We start from the raw sequence: 14,925 nt of genomic DNA, 5'->3' as shown, positions 1-14,925 counted from the left end.
AGCGTGGCCCGGTGGTCCGGGATCCGCACCCTTGCGGGTGAGGCCGGTCAGACGCCGGCGTAGGAGTGCTTGCCGGTGACGAAGATGTTCACCCCGTAGTAGTTGAAGAGCCAGCAGCCGAAGGCGATGAGTGCCAGGTAGGCGGCCTTGCGGCCCTTCCACCCCGCGGTGGCGCGGGCGTGCAGGTAGCAGGCGTACGCGACCCAGGTGATGAAGGACCAGACCTCCTTGGGGTCCCAGCCCCAGTAGCGGCCCCATGCGTCACCCGCCCAGATGGCGCCCGCGATGATCGTGAACGTCCACAGCGGGAAGACCGCGGCGTTGACGCGGTACGAGAACTTGTCGAGCGACGAGGCGGCGGGCAGCCGGGAGAGCACCGACTCGGCGAAGGAGCCGGGCCGGCCACCGTTGGCGAGCTTGTTCTCGTAGCTGTCGCGGAAGAGGTAGAGCAGGGTGGCGACCGCGCCGATGAAGAAGACGGCGCCACAGATGATGGCGGTGGAGACATGGATCCACAGCCAGTACGAGTGCAGGGCCGGCACCAGCTGGTCGCTGGAGGTGTAGAGCACCGTGGTCGCCAGGCCCAGGTCCAGCAGGACGACGGTGACCAGGATCAGACCCATCCAGCGGACGTTCTTCTTCAGCGCCAGGAGGGCCAGGTACGTGCCGACCGCCACCGTGGAGAAGGTGATGGAGAACTCGTACATGTTGCCCCAGGGGGCACGCTGCACCGACAGTGCGCGGGCGACCACGCCGCCGGCCTGCACGAGGAAGGCGAGCACGGTCATGGAGACCGCGACGCGTCCGTAGAGATCGCCCTTGAACGTCCCGCCGGCCGCGCCGGGGCCGTCCGGGACGTCCCGGGAACCGGCCGCGGAACGCGTGACGATCTTCGGGCGCTCCAGCACGGTGGTGCCGCCGCCCTTCTGTGCGACCTGCACCTTCACCGTGGCACCGGCGGCCGTGCCCTCGGTCTCGCTCAGGGCGGCGGCGGTGCGGCCGACCTTGCTGCGGCTGCCGAACACCCATTCCGCGATGTGCGCGAAGAAGGCCAGGGTGTAGACGGCCATCGACGAATAGATCAGCACATTGCTGGTGTGCGCCAGATTCTCGTTGGTTGCGGCGGCGAGATTCACTTCTCAGCCCCTTCGGCAGTTTCTTCGGAGGGTTCCTGGACGGAGCCGGAATCGGGGTCCAGGGCGGGGTCGGAGCCGGGGCCCGGTTCCGGTCCTGCGGGATCGGGGCCGGGCGCGGTGGGCGCCTTGTCATGGAGCGTGCCCGCGAGATCGGCCAGCTCCTCGGGAAGCTTCGCGGACTCGCTGCGGCCCAGGCCCGCCATCTCGACGACGGTGACGCCGTCCGCGCCGCGCACGGCCCGCACCCAGACCCGGCGCCGCTGGATGAACAGCGAGCCGGCGAGTCCGGCGATCGCGGCGACGGCGCCGGTCAGCGCCCAGCCGCTGGCGGGCTGCTTGGAGATCTGGAAGCTGGCCCACTGCTCGACACCCTCGAAGGTGATCGAGCCGGCGCCGTCGGGCAGCTCCATCGTGTCGCCGACCGTCAGGCGCTGCTTCAGCTGCTGGCCCTCGCTGTCCTTGAACTCCTTCATCTTGGTCTTGTCCAGCTGGTACACGTTCTGCGGCAGCCCGGAGTCGACGCCGAGGCTGCCGTAGTAGCCGTTGAGCGCGAGCACGGGCATGTCGGCGGCCGGGAACTGCGAGAACATCGTGCCCTTGCCGTCGCCCGCGAAGGTCGGCACGAAGAACGCCTGGAAGCCCAGCTGGGTCTTCTTGCCGTTCTTGTCGCGATAGCCGTCCATCACCTTGATCGCACCGGTCGAGGTGACGTTGTTGTCGATGGGCAGCAGCGGCACGGCGCTGCGGTAGACCTCCTTGCCGCTGCCGTCCTTGACGGAGACGACGGGGGCGTAGCCGTGCGCGATCAGATAGACCTTGGTGCCGTCGACGACCAGCGGCTCGTTGACCTTGATCACGGTCTTCTTCGACGTGCCGTAGGCGCCCTCGGAGTACGTCACATGGGCCTCGAAGGTCCGGGGCGTACCGGTCTGGGGGCCGCTGCGCTCGTACGTGCCGACGAACTTGTCGAGCGTGAAGCTGAACGGGGCGAGCGAGTCGGGGTCGAAGAGCGAACCGGACTTGAAGTCGTCGTACTGGGTCTGCGTGTTGGAGAAACCGTCGCCCTCGACGACCAGCTTGCCGCCCTCGGACTTGAACAGCTGCCCGCAGCCGAACGCCACCAGCATCACGATCAGCGCGACGTGGAAGATCAGGTTCCCGGCCTCGCGCAGATAGCCCTTCTCCGCGGCGACCGCGTCCCCCGCGGTGTGCGCGCGGTAGCGGCGCCTGCGCAGCATCGCGAGCGCGGCCTCGCGGACCTGCTCGGGCTCGGCCTCGGTGCGCCAGGTGGTGTACGCGGGCAGCCGGGTCAGGCGCCTGGGCGCGCCCGGCGGACGGCTGCGCAGCTGGCCGATGAACTGGCCGGTACGCGGGACGATGCAGCCGATGAGCGAGATGAACAGCAGGATGTAGATCGCGGAGAACCACACCGAGCTGTAGACGTCGAAGAACTGGAGCTTCTCGTAGATCGGCGAGACCGTGGTGTGGGCCTCCTTGAAGGTCTGCACCTTCAGTTCGTCCACACTGTTCTGCGGGATCAGCGAGCCCGGGATGGCGCCGAGCGAGAGCAGGAAGAGCAGGATCAGCGCGACCCGCATCGAGGTGAGCTGCCGCCAGAACCAGCGGGCCCAGCCGATGACGCCCATGGCCGGCAGGTCGGCCGCGCTCTCCTCGCTCGGGGCGGTGGAGAGCTGGGAGCCCGCCGCGCCGAGTTCGCGGGCGTTCTCCCGGTCCTGCTCGTTCCGGATCTCCCGCTCGTCCCGGCGCTCGCGCTTCCGGGCGGGATCGGACGTGGTGTTGCTCATGGAACTCAGATCCCCACCGTGAAGCCGTCGGACCAACCCTGCAATTCCTGCATCATGCTGCCCCACAGACCGGTGAGCAGGAGCAGCCCGGTCGCGATCATCATGACGCCGCCGATGCGCATGACCCATGCGTAGTGGCGCTTGACCCAGCCGAACGCGCCGAGTGCCTTGCGGAAGGCGACCGCGGCGAGCACGAAGGGCACACCGAGCCCGAGGCAGTAGGCGACGGTCAGTACCGCCCCACGTCCGGCGGTGCCCTGGTCCATCGCGAGGATGGTCACCGAGCTGAGCGTCGGGCCGAGGCACGGGGTCCAGCCGATCCCGAAGAGGGCACCCAGCAGCGGTGCACCCGCCAGCCCGGTCACCGGCCGCTTGTGGATACGGAATTCGCGCTGCGTCATCCAGGGCATCAGGCCCATGAAGAAGATCCCCATCAGGATCATCAGCACCCCGAGGACCCTGGTGAGCACGCCGCTGTGCGTCTGCAGGGTCTGGCCGAAGAAGCCGAAGAGCGCGCCGCCGGAGACGAACACGACGGTGAACCCGAGCACGAAGAGCGAGGCGCCCGCGACCATGCGCCCGCGTCTGGCCTGCGCCAGGTCGGTGCCGGTGACGCCGGTGACGTAGCTGAGGTAGCCGGGCACCAGGGGCAGGACGCACGGCGAGAAGAACGAGACGAGCCCGCCGAGCACGGCGAGGGGCAGGGCGGCCAGCAGCGCCCCGTTCAGCACGGTCTCGTTCTGAAGTGCGGCAAGGGTGTGCACGGAGTCACTTCTCCGCGATCAGCGGGTCGATCATCTGGCGCAGCTTGTCGGCGTCGATCGCGGTCAGGGAACGGGCGGCGATCTTCCCGTCCCGGTCCAGGACCACGGTCGAGGGAATGGCCTGCGGACGCAGGGTGCCCTTGGGGAAGCGGAGCATGAGCTTGCCGGTCGGGTCGTAGAGGCTCGGGTAGGGGACCCCGTAGTTCTCCTCGAAGCTCAGCGCGGGGCCCTTCTGGGGGTCCCGGGTGTTGATCCCGACGAACTGCACGCCCTGGTTCTCCGTCTCCTTCGCCACCTGCGCGAAGTGCTTGGCCTCGGCGCGGCAGGGCCCGCACCACGAGCCCCACATGTTCAGCACGACGACCTTGCCCTTGTAGTCGGTGACGGCGAGCTGCTTGCCTTCGAGGGTCTCGCCGTCGAGCTTCGGGGCGGCCTGGCGGTCGGCCTTGGCCACGGTGGAGATCCCGCCACTGCCCGTGACGAAGTTCGTGTTGCCACCGCCGCCGGCCTTGTTGCCGTCCCCGCCGCACGCGGTCAGCGTCAGTGCGAGCGCGACAACCGCCGCGGGGGCGGCGAGCAGGGTGAAGCGGCGTCGGGGTCCGCGGCCATAGCTCATGTGAAAAGTTTCGCATGGCGGTTCCGGCGATCTCGGGCACCCCCCTCGGTGCCCGTAAAGCCCCTTGTCAGGCCTGTTTAAAGAAGGCGTTCCAGCCGCCTTCGGGCGACTGGCCGACCTCCAGCGTACGCAGCTTGTCGAGCACGGCCGGGTCCTGGACGTCGAGCCAGTCGACGAACTGCCTGAAAGAGACCAGCCGCACATCCGGCTTCTGGGCGAATTCCTTGAGCGTTGTCTCGACCGCGTCCATATAGATGCCGCCGTTCCACTCCTCGAAGTGGTTTCCGATGAAGAGCGGAGCGCGATTCGTCGTGTACGCACGGTCGAATCCGGCGCGATAGGTGCCGGCGGCCTGCCGACGCCAGCCCGGATAGCGCGAGGGTATGCCCTTGGTCGAGTTCCGCGACTGGTTGGCGAGGATGTTGTAGTCCATCGACAGCACCTCGAAGCTGTGCCCGGGGAAGGGCATGGCCTGCAACGGCAGGTCCCAGACACCCCGGCGCTTGCGGGGCCACACCTGGTTGCCGCCGGGCGAACTGGCGTCGTAGCGCCAGCCGAGGGCGCTCGCCGCGGGCAGCAGACCGTCCTGGCCGAGCAGACAGGGGGTGCGGCCGCCGACCAGTTCCCTGCGGTAGTCGAAAGGCAGCGGGTCGATGTCGTTCCAGCCGGTGTGGGTGCGCCATTCGGTGACGAAGGAGACCGCTTGATCTATTTCGCTGCGCCACTGGGAGGGTGTCCAGTGCGCGACCGATCCGGAACCGCTGCAGAAATGCCCGTTGAAGTGGGTGCCGATCTCGTGCCCGTCCAGCCATGCCTGACGGACGTACTTCAGCGTCTCCTTGATGTGGTCATCGGAGAGATAACCGATGTCGGAAGCACCGATCGGGTTGTTGGGCGGCCGGTACAGGGATTTCTTCGACTCGGGCAGCAGATAGAGGCCGGAGAGGAAGAAGGTCATCGACACGTCGTGTTCCCGGGCGAGTTGGAGGAAGCGCGGGAAGAGCCCGTTCCCCACCTCACCCGCCCCGTCCCAGGAAAAGATCACGAACTGCGGTGGTGTCTGACCGGGTTCGAGCGGGACCGGCGCGGGAGGCTGGTGCGGCTGCTTCCCGGTGTCCGCGGTGGAACCGTCCCCGATCGCATGGACATCGTTCTTCTTGAGGGGGGTCCCCCGGGTGTGCGGGACGGCACCCTTCGCCCCGTCACTCGCCTCCGGCCAACCCGAGTCGGTACTGCAGCCCGTCAGACCGATGGCCGCCGCGGCCCCGAGCCCGGCTGTGAGCAGACCCCTTCGACTGATTTCGCACATGCGCGCCCCCTCTAGTCGTTTTTGCCTCAAAGCAATACAAACCGACAAGGTCTTAGAGGGAGGAAACAACACGGGGGTTCCGTGATCCGGCGGCTTTGTTGTACGCGACCGTGCCCGGAATGTTGTGCGTGCGCCACCGGGCTCCGGAATGTTGTGCGCAACCCTGCCCGGATCCCGAGCGGACACACGCGGGCGAGGGCCCCGGACGCGGCGGGAGCGGAGCTCGACCGCCGGCAGAACGGCCGGCCCGGCCATGGAAGGCCGACCCCGTCACGGCAGCACCACGGAGACACGACGGAGAGCGGAACCGCGGGGAACGGCCGGAGGACCGGCGGGCCGGGCCCCGCGACATGCGGGGCCGGCCCGGCCCGGACGGAAGAACTCAGGCGCCGAACGCCTTCGACTTCCCCTTCACCGGCTTCGCCCCGGCCAGCAGATGTGCCGGCACCAGGTCCCGGGCCGGCTCCGTGTACCCGACCGACACGATCTTGTCGCCCTGGTACGTGAAGCTGGTCAGCGACGCCAGCGTGCACTGCCGCTTGCGCGGGTCGTGCCACAGCCGCCGCCGCTCCACGAAGCTGCGCACGATCCAGATCGGCAGCTGATGGCTGACGCACACCGCCTCGTGCCCGCGCGCCGCGTCACGCGCGGCGTCCAGGGCGCCCATCATCCGTACCACCTGCTCGATGTACGGCTCGCCCCACGACGGCCGGAACGGGTTCGTCAGGTGCTTCCAGTTGTCCGGCTTGCGCAGCGCCCCGTCGCCGACCCCGAAGGTCTTGCCCTCGAAGACGTTGGCGGCCTCGATGAGCCGCTCATCGGTGGCCAGTTCGAGACCGTGCGCCTGGGCGATCGGCGTGGCCGTCTCCTGGGCGCGCTCCAGCGGGGAGGCGACGACATGGGTGATGTCGCGGCTCTTCAGGTGCGCGGCGACCCGGTCGGCCATCTGCCGGCCGAGTTCGGAGAGGTGGTAGCCGGGGCGGCGCCCGTAGAGCACGCCCTCAGGGTTGTGCACCTCTCCGTGCCGCATCAGGTGGACGACGGTGATGTCCTCGCGGCCTCCGTTCTCGCTCATGCGGTGGCCTCCGACGCGGCGCGGGCGGCGGCGGGCAGCGCGGCGGCGATCCGCTCGACGGCCTGCGTGTCGTGGGCCGTCGAGACGAACCAGGACTCGAAGGCGGACGGCGGCAGATAGACGCCCTGCGAGAGCAGCGAGTGGAAGAAGGCGGTGAAGCGGAAAGCTTCCTGCTGCTTCGCGTCCTCGTAGGTGCGCACCGGCCGGTCGGTGAAGAAGACGGAGAACATGTTGCTCGCCGCCTGCACGGTGTGTGCCACGCCCTCCTTGCTGAGCGCCTCGCTGACCAGGCCGCGGATCTCCGCGGAGGCCGCGTTCACGGTGGTGTACGCGGCGTCGTCGAGCAGCCGCAGCTGGGCGAGACCGGCGGCGGTGGCGATCGGGTTGCCGGAGAGCGTGCCCGCCTGGTAGACGGGGCCGGCCGGGGCGAGGTGGGCCATCACGTCCGCGCGGCCGCCGAAGGCCGCGGCCGGGAAGCCGCCGCCCATGACCTTGCCGAAGGTCATCAGGTCGGGCCGCACCCCGTCGATGCCGAACCAGCCGGCCTTCGAGGTACGGAATCCGGTCATGACCTCGTCGGAGATGTAGAGCGCACCGTTGGCGGCGCAGATCTCCTTGAGCCCGGCGTTGAAACCGTCCAGCGGCGGGACGACGCCCATGTTGCCCGGCGACGCCTCGGTGATCACACAGGCGATCTCGCCAGGGTGCGCGGCGAACGCCTCGCGTACGGCCTCCAGGTCGTTGTACGGCAGCACGATCGTGTCGCCGGCCTGCGCTCCGGTGACGCCCGGGGTGTCCGGGAGGGCGAAGGTCGCGACCCCGGACCCGGCAGCGGCGAGCAGCGCGTCGACATGGCCGTGGTAGCAGCCGGCGAACTTCACCACCTTGGCGCGGCCGGTGAAGCCGCGGGCGAGGCGGATCGCGGACATGGTCGCCTCGGTGCCGGACGACACCAGACGCACCTGCTCCACGGGCTCGACCCGGGCCACGATCTCCTCGGCGAGCGCGACCTCGCCCTCACCGGGCGTACCGAACGAGGTGCCGCGGGCGACAGCCTCCTGAACCGCGGCGAGGACCTCGGGGTGGGCATGCCCGAGGATCATCGGCCCCCACGAGCACACGAGGTCGACATACTCACGTCCGTCCGCGTCGGTGAGGTACGGACCGGAACCGGACACCATGAAACGGGGCGTACCGCCAACGGCCCGGAAGGCACGGACGGGAGAGTTCACGCCGCCGGGCGTCACCACGGACGCTCGGTCGAACAGTGCTTGCGAAACTGGGGCTTGGTATGAATACGCCACTTTTGTCCTGATCTGCGATTCGAGGGTCGGAGGGCCGGGCCGGAAATCCTGGCCACCGGTGGACAGGGAACGTGTTCTCCTCGTGTGACGAAGGGCGTCAGCCGCCTCGCGTCTGCGAAACTGGGGCGTCATAGGGAGAACTCACACCAACCATGGTGTCAGAGCGACGGACGGTCTTGCGGACAGGTGTTTCGCACCACGCCCGTGGGGGAGGTCACTGAGACGATGATCGGGTTGCGCGGCGGGGGCTGTGTCTCCTAAGTAGTAGTCGGGTGGATGAGATATGCATCGCGGTGGCGGAGTGGGCGAAGGGGCCGACGACCTGGGGCCCGAGCCTGCCCGGCGGGGTCGGCACAGACGTGAGTCCGGACGCGGACCGGGCATGCGGGCCGGTGGTGCGCAGGACGTCGGCGCCGGCAGCAGGAGTGGTGGCCGGGTGGGCGTGACCTACAAGTACTTCGGCGCGCCCGACGGAGCCACCGCGGCGCGTGTGCCCATCTCGATGCGCCCCGAGGAACTCGGCGGCGACGAACTGGGCATGGGCGGCATGTTCACCAAGATCAAGCCCGAGACGGTGGCGGCGATGGTCCTCACCGGTATCCAGGGCATACCTCTGCACCGGGTCCCCCCGCTGGAACTGGTCGTGCTGCACCCCGACTACGCCGTGGTCAAGCTCCCGATGACGGTCGTCGACCCGCTGCGCGGCGTCGGCGAGGAATCGGTGGGCGCCGCGGCCTTCATCTGGTCCACCGTCCCCGACCGCGGCGGCCCGAGCGACGCCTTCAACGTCTACCAACTGCTGCACGAGTGGCAGGACTTCTCGCATCGGCTGCATGACGCGGGGCATCAGGCGTACTGCCTGGTGTGGCCCTGACCTGGGGGGTCGGCGGCTTCGGGCGGGGCTTTCGGGCCCCGCCCTCGTCATGTGCCGGACCCGAAAATGCCCGGGCGCCCGCGAAAGGCTTGCGGCATCATCCCTGGGTGATCACTGTCCGACCCGTGCTCGAGGTCCCCTGCCACGAGGGCTTTGGCCTATGGCCGATCTCCGATGTCGAGCCCTACACCTTCCTGGCGCTCGATGGGGCGCTGACGTCGGACGACGTCGGTACTGCGGTGATGGCGCTGGCCGCCTGCAATGACATCGATCCCGGAGACGACCGCCCACCGCGCCCCGACGACCCGCTCGGCGGCTTCCTCCACGGGCTGCTGACCATGGACCCGCTCTTTGCGGCGGGCGGACTGCAGGTGATCGACACCGTTACCGGCACTCGTCTGGTACCGGGCTGCTGCACGGGGCTGGAGGACCGAGGCGACTGGTGGGAAGTCCTCGAAGGCGAGGGTTCCGCAGCGTGGTTCGGGCACGACCCCTCACCCGCCGTCGAACGCCGCGGCTCCACGGTCCGCCTGACCGTCGACTCCGGTGCGGACACCAGTCAGTGGATCGACGTGCCCGCAACCGAACTTCGTCACCTGCTGACACGCGCGGAAGAGGATCTCGCCGACTTCCTGGACCTGGCCATCCGCTGGACCACCGGGCATCTGCCGGATCACTCGGAGCGCGTTCGCAACGCGCTTGCCCGCGCCTTGACGCTGCCGCCGCGAAACTGAGTGCACGCCGGGCCGGTTACGCCACTCGGCCACCTCGGCGGAGCGTTGATCATTTCCCGGGCGGACCATAGGTTGCGGTCCATGACGACCGTACGGATCGGTGTGATGTACGACCGCGACTGGGCCCCGGAAGGGCTGCCCGGGTTCGCGCGGGAGGTCGAGGCGCTCGGGGTGGACGACCTCTGGGTGGTCGAGGATCTCGGCTGGAACGGGGGTGTGACCGCCGCGGCCGTGGCGTTGGGAGCGACGGAGCGGCTGCGGGTAGGCATCGGGATCACGCCCGCACCGCTGCGCAGTCCGGCCCTGCTGGCGATGGAACTGGCCACGCTGGCACGGGTGTTCCCGGGCCGACTGGTGGCCGGCATCGGGCACGGCGTACGGGAGTGGATGGCCTCGGTCGGTGTCGCGCCGCGCTCGCCGCTCGCTCTGCTGGAGGAGACGATCGGCTCGGTACGTGCGCTGCTGCGCGGGGAGCGGGTCGAACTGGAGGGCCAGGAAGTGCGGCTGGACGGAGTCCAGTTGGTGCATCCGCCCGTCGAGCCGCCGCCGGTGGTCGCGGGGGTGGTGCGAGCCCGTTCCCTGGAACTGTCCGGGCGGGTCGCGGACGGCACGGTGATCGCCGAGGGGCACGGGCCCCGTGACGTGGAGACGGCCCGGGAGCTGACCGGCAAGGGCGGGGCCGGGCCCGGTCACACCCTGACGGTGCTCGCCTTCTGCTGCGTGGACGACGATCCAGGGCGGGCGGCGGAGACGTTGCGGCTTCAGGTGGAGGGCCAGGGTGCCTGGCTCGGCCGCCCGGCGGAGCAGGTGTTCACCATCTCCGGCCGCGCCGGGGAAGCCGCCGACCGGGTCCACGAGCTGGCGGCGGCCGGAGCGGACACGGTCGTCCTGCGGATGGCCGGCCCCGAGCCGGTGCGGCAGCTCGGTCGCGTGCTGGAGGCCCTTGGCCGCTGATGCCCTACCCGGCAGCACCACCGACCGGACCTGGTCGTGGGGTGGGGTACGCGGACATCGGCCAGAGCCGGCCGTCACCGGACTCCCCTACGTGAGCGTGACGATCCGCGCCGGCCGCTGACCGGCGCGGCAATCCGCGTACGCGCCCGGCGCACAGCCCGGGCCGGCCCCCAAGGCGACAGCGACGGCGTGGCATCCTCCACACGCCGCCGCTCACGCGAGGTCAGGCAGCCTTGGACGCGGCCTGCTTGCTCACCTGGTCGATGACCTCGAGGAGGCCGGTCACGACCTCGGCGTCGTCGGCGGGGTGCGTCTCGGCGAAGCGCACCACGGAGCCGGGGATGGAGAGCTTGACGTCCTCCAGGACCACGGCGCCCGCGATCCCGGCGGACTTACGGGCGTCGTCCTGCGCCCAGACGCCGCCGTACTGGCCGAAGGCGGTGCCGACCACGGCGACCGGCTTGCCGGAGAGGGCGCCGGCACCGAACGGCCGGGACAGCCAGTCGATGGCGTTCTTCAGGACGGCCGGCATGGTGCCGTTGTACTCGGGCGAGAAGAGCAGGAACGCGTCGGTACCGGCGGCCGCCTCGCGCAGCTGGGCGGCAGCGGCCGGGACGCTGCCCTCGACGTCGATGTCCTCGTTGTAGAAGGGGACGTCGGCCAGACCCTCGTACAGCTCGATGGCGACGCCCTCGGGGGCGTGCTTGACGGCGGCTTCGGCGAGCTGGCGGTTGTGGGAGCCGGCGCGGAGGCTGCCGACGAGCGCGAGGATGCGAACTGACATGGGGGAACTCCCGGAAGGCAGGGGGCTGGAAATCAAGCGGACCGCGGTCCGTTAAAATTTGTACCACTTAACCGGACCGCGGTCCACTTTCCCTCTTCGGGCGCTACGCTGACCCCATGACCGGTCCCGTTCTCCCGCCGCCCAGGCCGCCCGACCCCGGCGAGGAGCGGACGCATCTCCCGCTCGCACCGACCGGTGGACCGCCGCAGCTGAGGGCAGACGCGGCCCGCAACCGCACCCGCCTCCTGGAAGCCGCTTCCCTGCTTCTGACCGAGTGCGGAGCGGCGGACCTGACCATGGAGTCGGTGGCAGCGGCGGCGGGCGTGGGCAAAGGCACCGTCTTCCGCCGCTTCGGCGACCGGACCGGGCTCCTGATCGCGCTCCTGGACCACCACGAAGGACAGTTCCAGGCGGCCTTCCTCTCGGGCCCCCCGCCTCTGGGCCCCGACGCCCCCGCGGCGGACCGGCTGCACGCCTTCGGGCCCGCCGTCCTGCGCCACGAACGCAAACACCACGCCCTGATCCTGGCCAGCCGGTCCGACCCGCTGCGCAACCACACCGTCCCGGCCCACCAACTGCGGGTCAGCCACCTCACGATGCTGCTGCGCCGGGTGGACGTGGACGGAGATCCGGAACTGCTGGCGCACACCCTGCTCGGCTCCATCAACACCGCGCTCGTCCACCACCTCACCGAGAACTGCGGCATGCCGCCGGAGCGCCTGGAGGAGGGCTGGCACCACCTGCTCACCCGGCTCGGAGTGCCGCGCTGACCGCCGTTCCGAGGTCCGGGGCGGGGGCGGTGACGTGCCGGGACAGGGGCAGGTCCAGCCACCGGGCCGTACCGGGCGGGATCACATGGGTGTGGCCTCCCACGACGACGCGTACGGCCGGGGTGTCCGAGTCCGGCACGGCGATCCGGAGCCGCTGGGCACGGATGTAAAGGTCCACGTCCCAGTGCCGGCGGAACCTGATCCGCATCCGGAACTTCGAGAACTGGGGCAGCAGAGCGGGCTCCAGCCACAGGGCGTCCTCGCGGGTCTCCAGCCCCGTCATTCCCCGCTGCACGAAGTCGAGCGTGCCCGCCATGGCCCCCAGGTGGATGCCCTCCTCCGTCGTGCCGCCCTGGATGTCGGCCACGTCCCCGGTCAGCGCCTCCTCGCAGTAGGTCCACGCCAGCTCGGGGTGGGTACGGGCGAGGACCCAGGCATGGACCAGGGAGCTGAGGGTGGAGCCGTGGCTCGTACGGGCCAGGTAGTAGTCGACGGTGCCGCGCCAGGTGGCCTCGTCCAGGGTGTACCCGAGCTGCCGGAAGAGTCCGGCGAGTTCCTCCGGTGAGAAGAGGTAGCCGAGCATCAGCACGTCCGCCTGTTTGGACGCCTGGTAGCGGTTGACCGTGTCGTCCTCCGCCTCCAGGATCCGGTCGAGTCGCCGGATGTCTCCGTACCGCTTCCGGTACCCCTCCCAGTCGAGCTCCTCCAGCTCCCCATAACCCGCGAACTGGCTGATCACACCCTGGTGATACGGGACATACAGCTGGTGGGCGATGGCCTCCCAGCGTTCCGGTTCGGCGCTGTCGAGCTGGATCCGGTCGAGGAGCTGCCGCCGCCGCGACGCGCTCAGGACGCGGTACAGCTCCGTGGCACGTGACAGCACCCAGGCCGCCGTCACGTTCGTGTAGGCGTTGTCGTCGAGGCCCGCCACCCCGGATCCCGGGTAGGCGTCGTGGTACTCGTCCGGCCCGACGACACCCCGGATGCGGTACCGGGCCAGGGACGAGTCCCAGGCGACGCTGCCCGCCCAGAACCTGGCGATCTGCAGCAGCATCTCCGCACCCCTGGAGTGCAGATAGTCCGTGTCGCCGCTGGCCTGGCAGTACTGCCAGACGTTGTACGCGACGGCCGAGCCGACATGGTGCTGCAGCCGGGTGCGGTCGGGCAGCCAGCGCCCCGAGTGCGGATTGAGATGGAGAGTCTGGGTCTCCTCGAGTCCGGTGTCGGCGCTCTGCCAGGGATACATCGCCCCGGTCCGGCCCGCCTCGCTCGCCAAACGGCAGGCCGCGGGCAGCCTTCGGTAGCGATAGTCGAGAAGCCCTCGGGAGACTTCCGGGAGATGCAGGTTCAGGAACGGCAGGACGAACAGCTCGTCCCAGAAGACATGACCCCGGTACGCCTCACCGTGCAGCCCACGCGCCGGGACGCCCACATCGAGGCCGGCCGTGTGCGGGGAGAGCGTCTGGAGTACGTGGAACAGGTGCAGCCGGAGAATGCGGCCCGCATCTCCCGGGACCTCCAGCCGGACCTGCTGCCACAGGTCGGCCCAGGCCCGCCGGTGCGAGGACAGGAGCTGCGCGAAGTCCGGAGCCCGGCCCACCGCGGCCACGGACGCCCGCAGCGGGCTGCCGATCGCGCGGTCGCGCGAGGTGTGGAGTGCCACGGTCTTCTCGACGGCGGCGTCGGAACCCGGACCCAGCGGAAGCACCAGCCGCTGGGAGACGGCCTTCTCCGCGCACCGGGCGCCCGAAGCGCCCACCGAGCCGCCCGCCCCGATCCGCGCCCCTTCACCATCCCGCACCGCTTCGTCTTCACCGCCGCAGGGGCCGGGCCGGGTGCGGGCGGCCAGGGCGAGACCGATGTCCGACTCCACCGTGCGGCACCTCAGCGACACCGCACCGTCCTCCTCCGCCCGGGTCGCCCAGCCGGTGAGGTGCCGGTTCGACAGGTCCTGGTACCGCGCGACGCCACAGTTGCGGACGTCGCCGTCGATCCCCGACTCCACCTCGACGCCCCCCGTCCATCCCTCGGCCCGGAACACCGTGCGCAGGGCGGCGAGATGCGGATCGCCCATGTGCACCAGGCGGCACTCCTCCACGCACAGCCGCCGCCCCGCCCCGTCCTCGTAGACGGACCGGCGGGTCAGCGTGCCGCCCCGCAGGTCGAGCGACTGACGGTGTTCCACGAGGTGCTCGTGATCCGGCGAGAGCCACGGCCCGGGGGCGGCGTCGGCGGGACGGATGCGGTAACGCAGCAGCAGCCAGTTCGGCAGGTTGACCAGGTCCTCGTTCTCCACCTCGCGGCCGTACACCGAGGAGGTCAGCCGGTCGTAGCAGCCCGCCACATAGGTGCCGGGGTAGTGCGACCGGCCCGCGGTGGTCTCGGACGCGGCTCCGCGGGTGGCGAAATAACCGTTGCCGAGCGTGCACAACGCCTCGCGCAGCCGTTCCTGCTGCGGGTCGTACCCCTCGTACGACCAGGTCCAGTCCGTCGTCATCGGTCGCCCCCGTCCGTCAGCAGTGCGGCAGCCATGACCGAGGCGGTCCCTTTCGTCGGGGGCACTCCCCTTCATGGCACCACGGTTCCGGCCCACGGGCGCGTCGTGGCCGCGGTGCGAGGTCACGGCGCGGGTACGAGGCCATGGCGCCAGTACGAAGTCACAGCGCGGGTGCGAGGTCACAGCACGGGCACGAGGTCACGCCGCGCCCGATGTCACGGTCTCTCGGCGCCATGGCCGAGCGCCCGTGCGGAACCACGCATATCGTTCACCTCAGACGGTCCCGACCGGACACGGGCGGAG

General features: G+C 70.0%; 13 protein-coding genes. 4 read left to right on the top strand and 9 right to left on the bottom strand.

All coding sequences use genetic code 11. From position 1 onward, the window contains the following. Window positions 1-47: 47 nt before the first annotated feature. The 7 genes from ccsB to hemL all read right to left on the bottom strand — a co-directional run bounded on the left by ccsB (window position 48) and on the right by hemL (window position 8,009). Window positions 48-1,136, bottom strand: coding sequence for a c-type cytochrome biogenesis protein CcsB (gene ccsB / locus AB0L71_RS18500; RefSeq protein WP_365243811.1), 1,089 nt, complete (start codon window positions 1,134-1,136; stop codon window positions 48-50). Further along, window positions 1,133-2,941, bottom strand: coding sequence for a cytochrome c biogenesis protein ResB (locus tag AB0L71_RS18495; protein WP_365243809.1), 1,809 nt, complete (start codon window positions 2,939-2,941; stop codon window positions 1,133-1,135). Before AB0L71_RS18495 ends, ccsB begins: the two co-directional genes overlap by 4 nt. A 5-nt stretch (window positions 2,942-2,946) precedes the next feature. Beyond that, window positions 2,947-3,705 (bottom strand): cytochrome c biogenesis protein CcdA, encoded by a 759-nt coding sequence (locus tag AB0L71_RS18490; RefSeq protein ID WP_365243807.1) that lies wholly within the window; start codon window positions 3,703-3,705, stop codon window positions 2,947-2,949. A gap of 4 nt (window positions 3,706-3,709) precedes the next feature. Then, window positions 3,710-4,321, bottom strand: a complete 612-nt coding sequence (locus AB0L71_RS18485) for a TlpA disulfide reductase family protein (protein ID WP_365243805.1) — start codon at window positions 4,319-4,321, stop codon at window positions 3,710-3,712. 67 nt (window positions 4,322-4,388) lie between these two features. Next, window positions 4,389-5,630, bottom strand: a complete 1,242-nt coding sequence (locus tag AB0L71_RS18480) for a hypothetical protein (RefSeq protein WP_365243803.1) — start codon at window positions 5,628-5,630, stop codon at window positions 4,389-4,391. A gap of 382 nt (window positions 5,631-6,012) precedes the next feature. Further along, window positions 6,013-6,705 carry a histidine phosphatase family protein gene (locus AB0L71_RS18475; protein WP_365243801.1) on the bottom strand — a complete coding sequence of 231 codons (693 nt, stop codon included), beginning with the start codon at window positions 6,703-6,705 and terminating at the stop codon, window positions 6,013-6,015. After that, on the bottom strand, window positions 6,702-8,009 hold the full coding sequence (gene hemL / locus AB0L71_RS18470) for a glutamate-1-semialdehyde 2,1-aminomutase (RefSeq protein WP_365243799.1): 1,308 nt from the start codon (window positions 8,007-8,009) through the stop codon (window positions 6,702-6,704). Before hemL ends, AB0L71_RS18475 begins: the two co-directional genes overlap by 4 nt. Before the next feature lie 283 nt (window positions 8,010-8,292). On the opposite strand from hemL, the gene AB0L71_RS18465 reads away from it, so the two are divergent. The 3 genes from AB0L71_RS18465 to AB0L71_RS18455 all read left to right on the top strand — a co-directional run bounded on the left by AB0L71_RS18465 (window position 8,293) and on the right by AB0L71_RS18455 (window position 10,571). Then, window positions 8,293-8,883: a hypothetical protein gene (locus AB0L71_RS18465; RefSeq protein WP_365243797.1), complete on the top strand. Its 591-nt coding sequence runs from the start codon at window positions 8,293-8,295 to the stop codon at window positions 8,881-8,883. A 125-nt stretch (window positions 8,884-9,008) separates the two neighbouring features. After that, window positions 9,009-9,617, top strand: a complete 609-nt coding sequence (locus AB0L71_RS18460) for a hypothetical protein (protein ID WP_365243795.1) — start codon at window positions 9,009-9,011, stop codon at window positions 9,615-9,617. 81 nt (window positions 9,618-9,698) lie between these two features. Beyond that, window positions 9,699-10,571 (top strand): LLM class flavin-dependent oxidoreductase, encoded by an 873-nt coding sequence (locus AB0L71_RS18455; RefSeq protein ID WP_365243792.1) that lies wholly within the window; start codon window positions 9,699-9,701, stop codon window positions 10,569-10,571. Between the two features lie 223 nt (window positions 10,572-10,794). Here the strand turns inward: AB0L71_RS18455 and AB0L71_RS18450 are convergent, their stop codons facing one another. Continuing rightward, on the bottom strand, window positions 10,795-11,355 hold the full coding sequence (locus AB0L71_RS18450) for an NAD(P)H-dependent oxidoreductase (RefSeq protein WP_365243790.1): 561 nt from the start codon (window positions 11,353-11,355) through the stop codon (window positions 10,795-10,797). Between the two features lie 116 nt (window positions 11,356-11,471). On the opposite strand from AB0L71_RS18450, the gene AB0L71_RS18445 reads away from it, so the two are divergent. Next, window positions 11,472-12,125: a TetR/AcrR family transcriptional regulator gene (locus tag AB0L71_RS18445; protein ID WP_365243788.1), complete on the top strand. Its 654-nt coding sequence runs from the start codon at window positions 11,472-11,474 to the stop codon at window positions 12,123-12,125. Here the strand turns inward: AB0L71_RS18445 and AB0L71_RS18440 are convergent. Continuing rightward, the gene (locus AB0L71_RS18440; RefSeq protein WP_365243786.1) at window positions 12,100-14,622 is read right to left on the bottom strand and encodes a glycosyl hydrolase family 65 protein; all 2,523 of its coding nucleotides are present in this window, start codon (window positions 14,620-14,622) and stop codon (window positions 12,100-12,102) included. The two genes, AB0L71_RS18445 and AB0L71_RS18440, sit on opposite strands and share 26 nt — an antisense overlap. Window positions 14,623-14,925: the final 303 nt, after the last annotated feature.

The organism is Streptomyces sp. NPDC052052, assembly GCF_040680455.1.
In the GTDB taxonomy this organism is placed as follows: domain Bacteria; phylum Actinomycetota; class Actinomycetes; order Streptomycetales; family Streptomycetaceae; genus Streptomyces.
Note: the sequence above shows the minus strand (reverse complement) of the source record. Positions and strands in the feature narration are given on the sequence as shown.

Excerpts from the sequence above, each read along its gene's own strand:
- AB0L71_RS18485 (WP_365243805.1), bottom strand. The coding sequence starts at position 4,321 with ATGAGCTATGGCCGCGGACCCCGACGCCGCTTCACCCTGCTCGCCGCC.
- AB0L71_RS18475 (WP_365243801.1), bottom strand. The coding sequence starts at position 6,705 with ATGAGCGAGAACGGAGGCCGCGAGGACATCACCGTCGTCCACCTGATG.
- AB0L71_RS18455 (WP_365243792.1), top strand. The coding sequence starts at position 9,699 with ATGACGACCGTACGGATCGGTGTGATGTACGACCGCGACTGGGCCCCG.
- AB0L71_RS18480 (WP_365243803.1), bottom strand. The coding sequence starts at position 5,630 with ATGTGCGAAATCAGTCGAAGGGGTCTGCTCACAGCCGGGCTCGGGGCC.
- AB0L71_RS18445 (WP_365243788.1), top strand. The coding sequence starts at position 11,472 with ATGACCGGTCCCGTTCTCCCGCCGCCCAGGCCGCCCGACCCCGGCGAG.
- AB0L71_RS18495 (WP_365243809.1), bottom strand. The coding sequence starts at position 2,941 with ATGAGCAACACCACGTCCGATCCCGCCCGGAAGCGCGAGCGCCGGGAC.
- AB0L71_RS18465 (WP_365243797.1), top strand. The coding sequence starts at position 8,293 with ATGCATCGCGGTGGCGGAGTGGGCGAAGGGGCCGACGACCTGGGGCCC.
- AB0L71_RS18440 (WP_365243786.1), bottom strand. The coding sequence starts at position 14,622 with ATGACGACGGACTGGACCTGGTCGTACGAGGGGTACGACCCGCAGCAG.
- AB0L71_RS18450 (WP_365243790.1), bottom strand. The coding sequence starts at position 11,355 with ATGTCAGTTCGCATCCTCGCGCTCGTCGGCAGCCTCCGCGCCGGCTCC.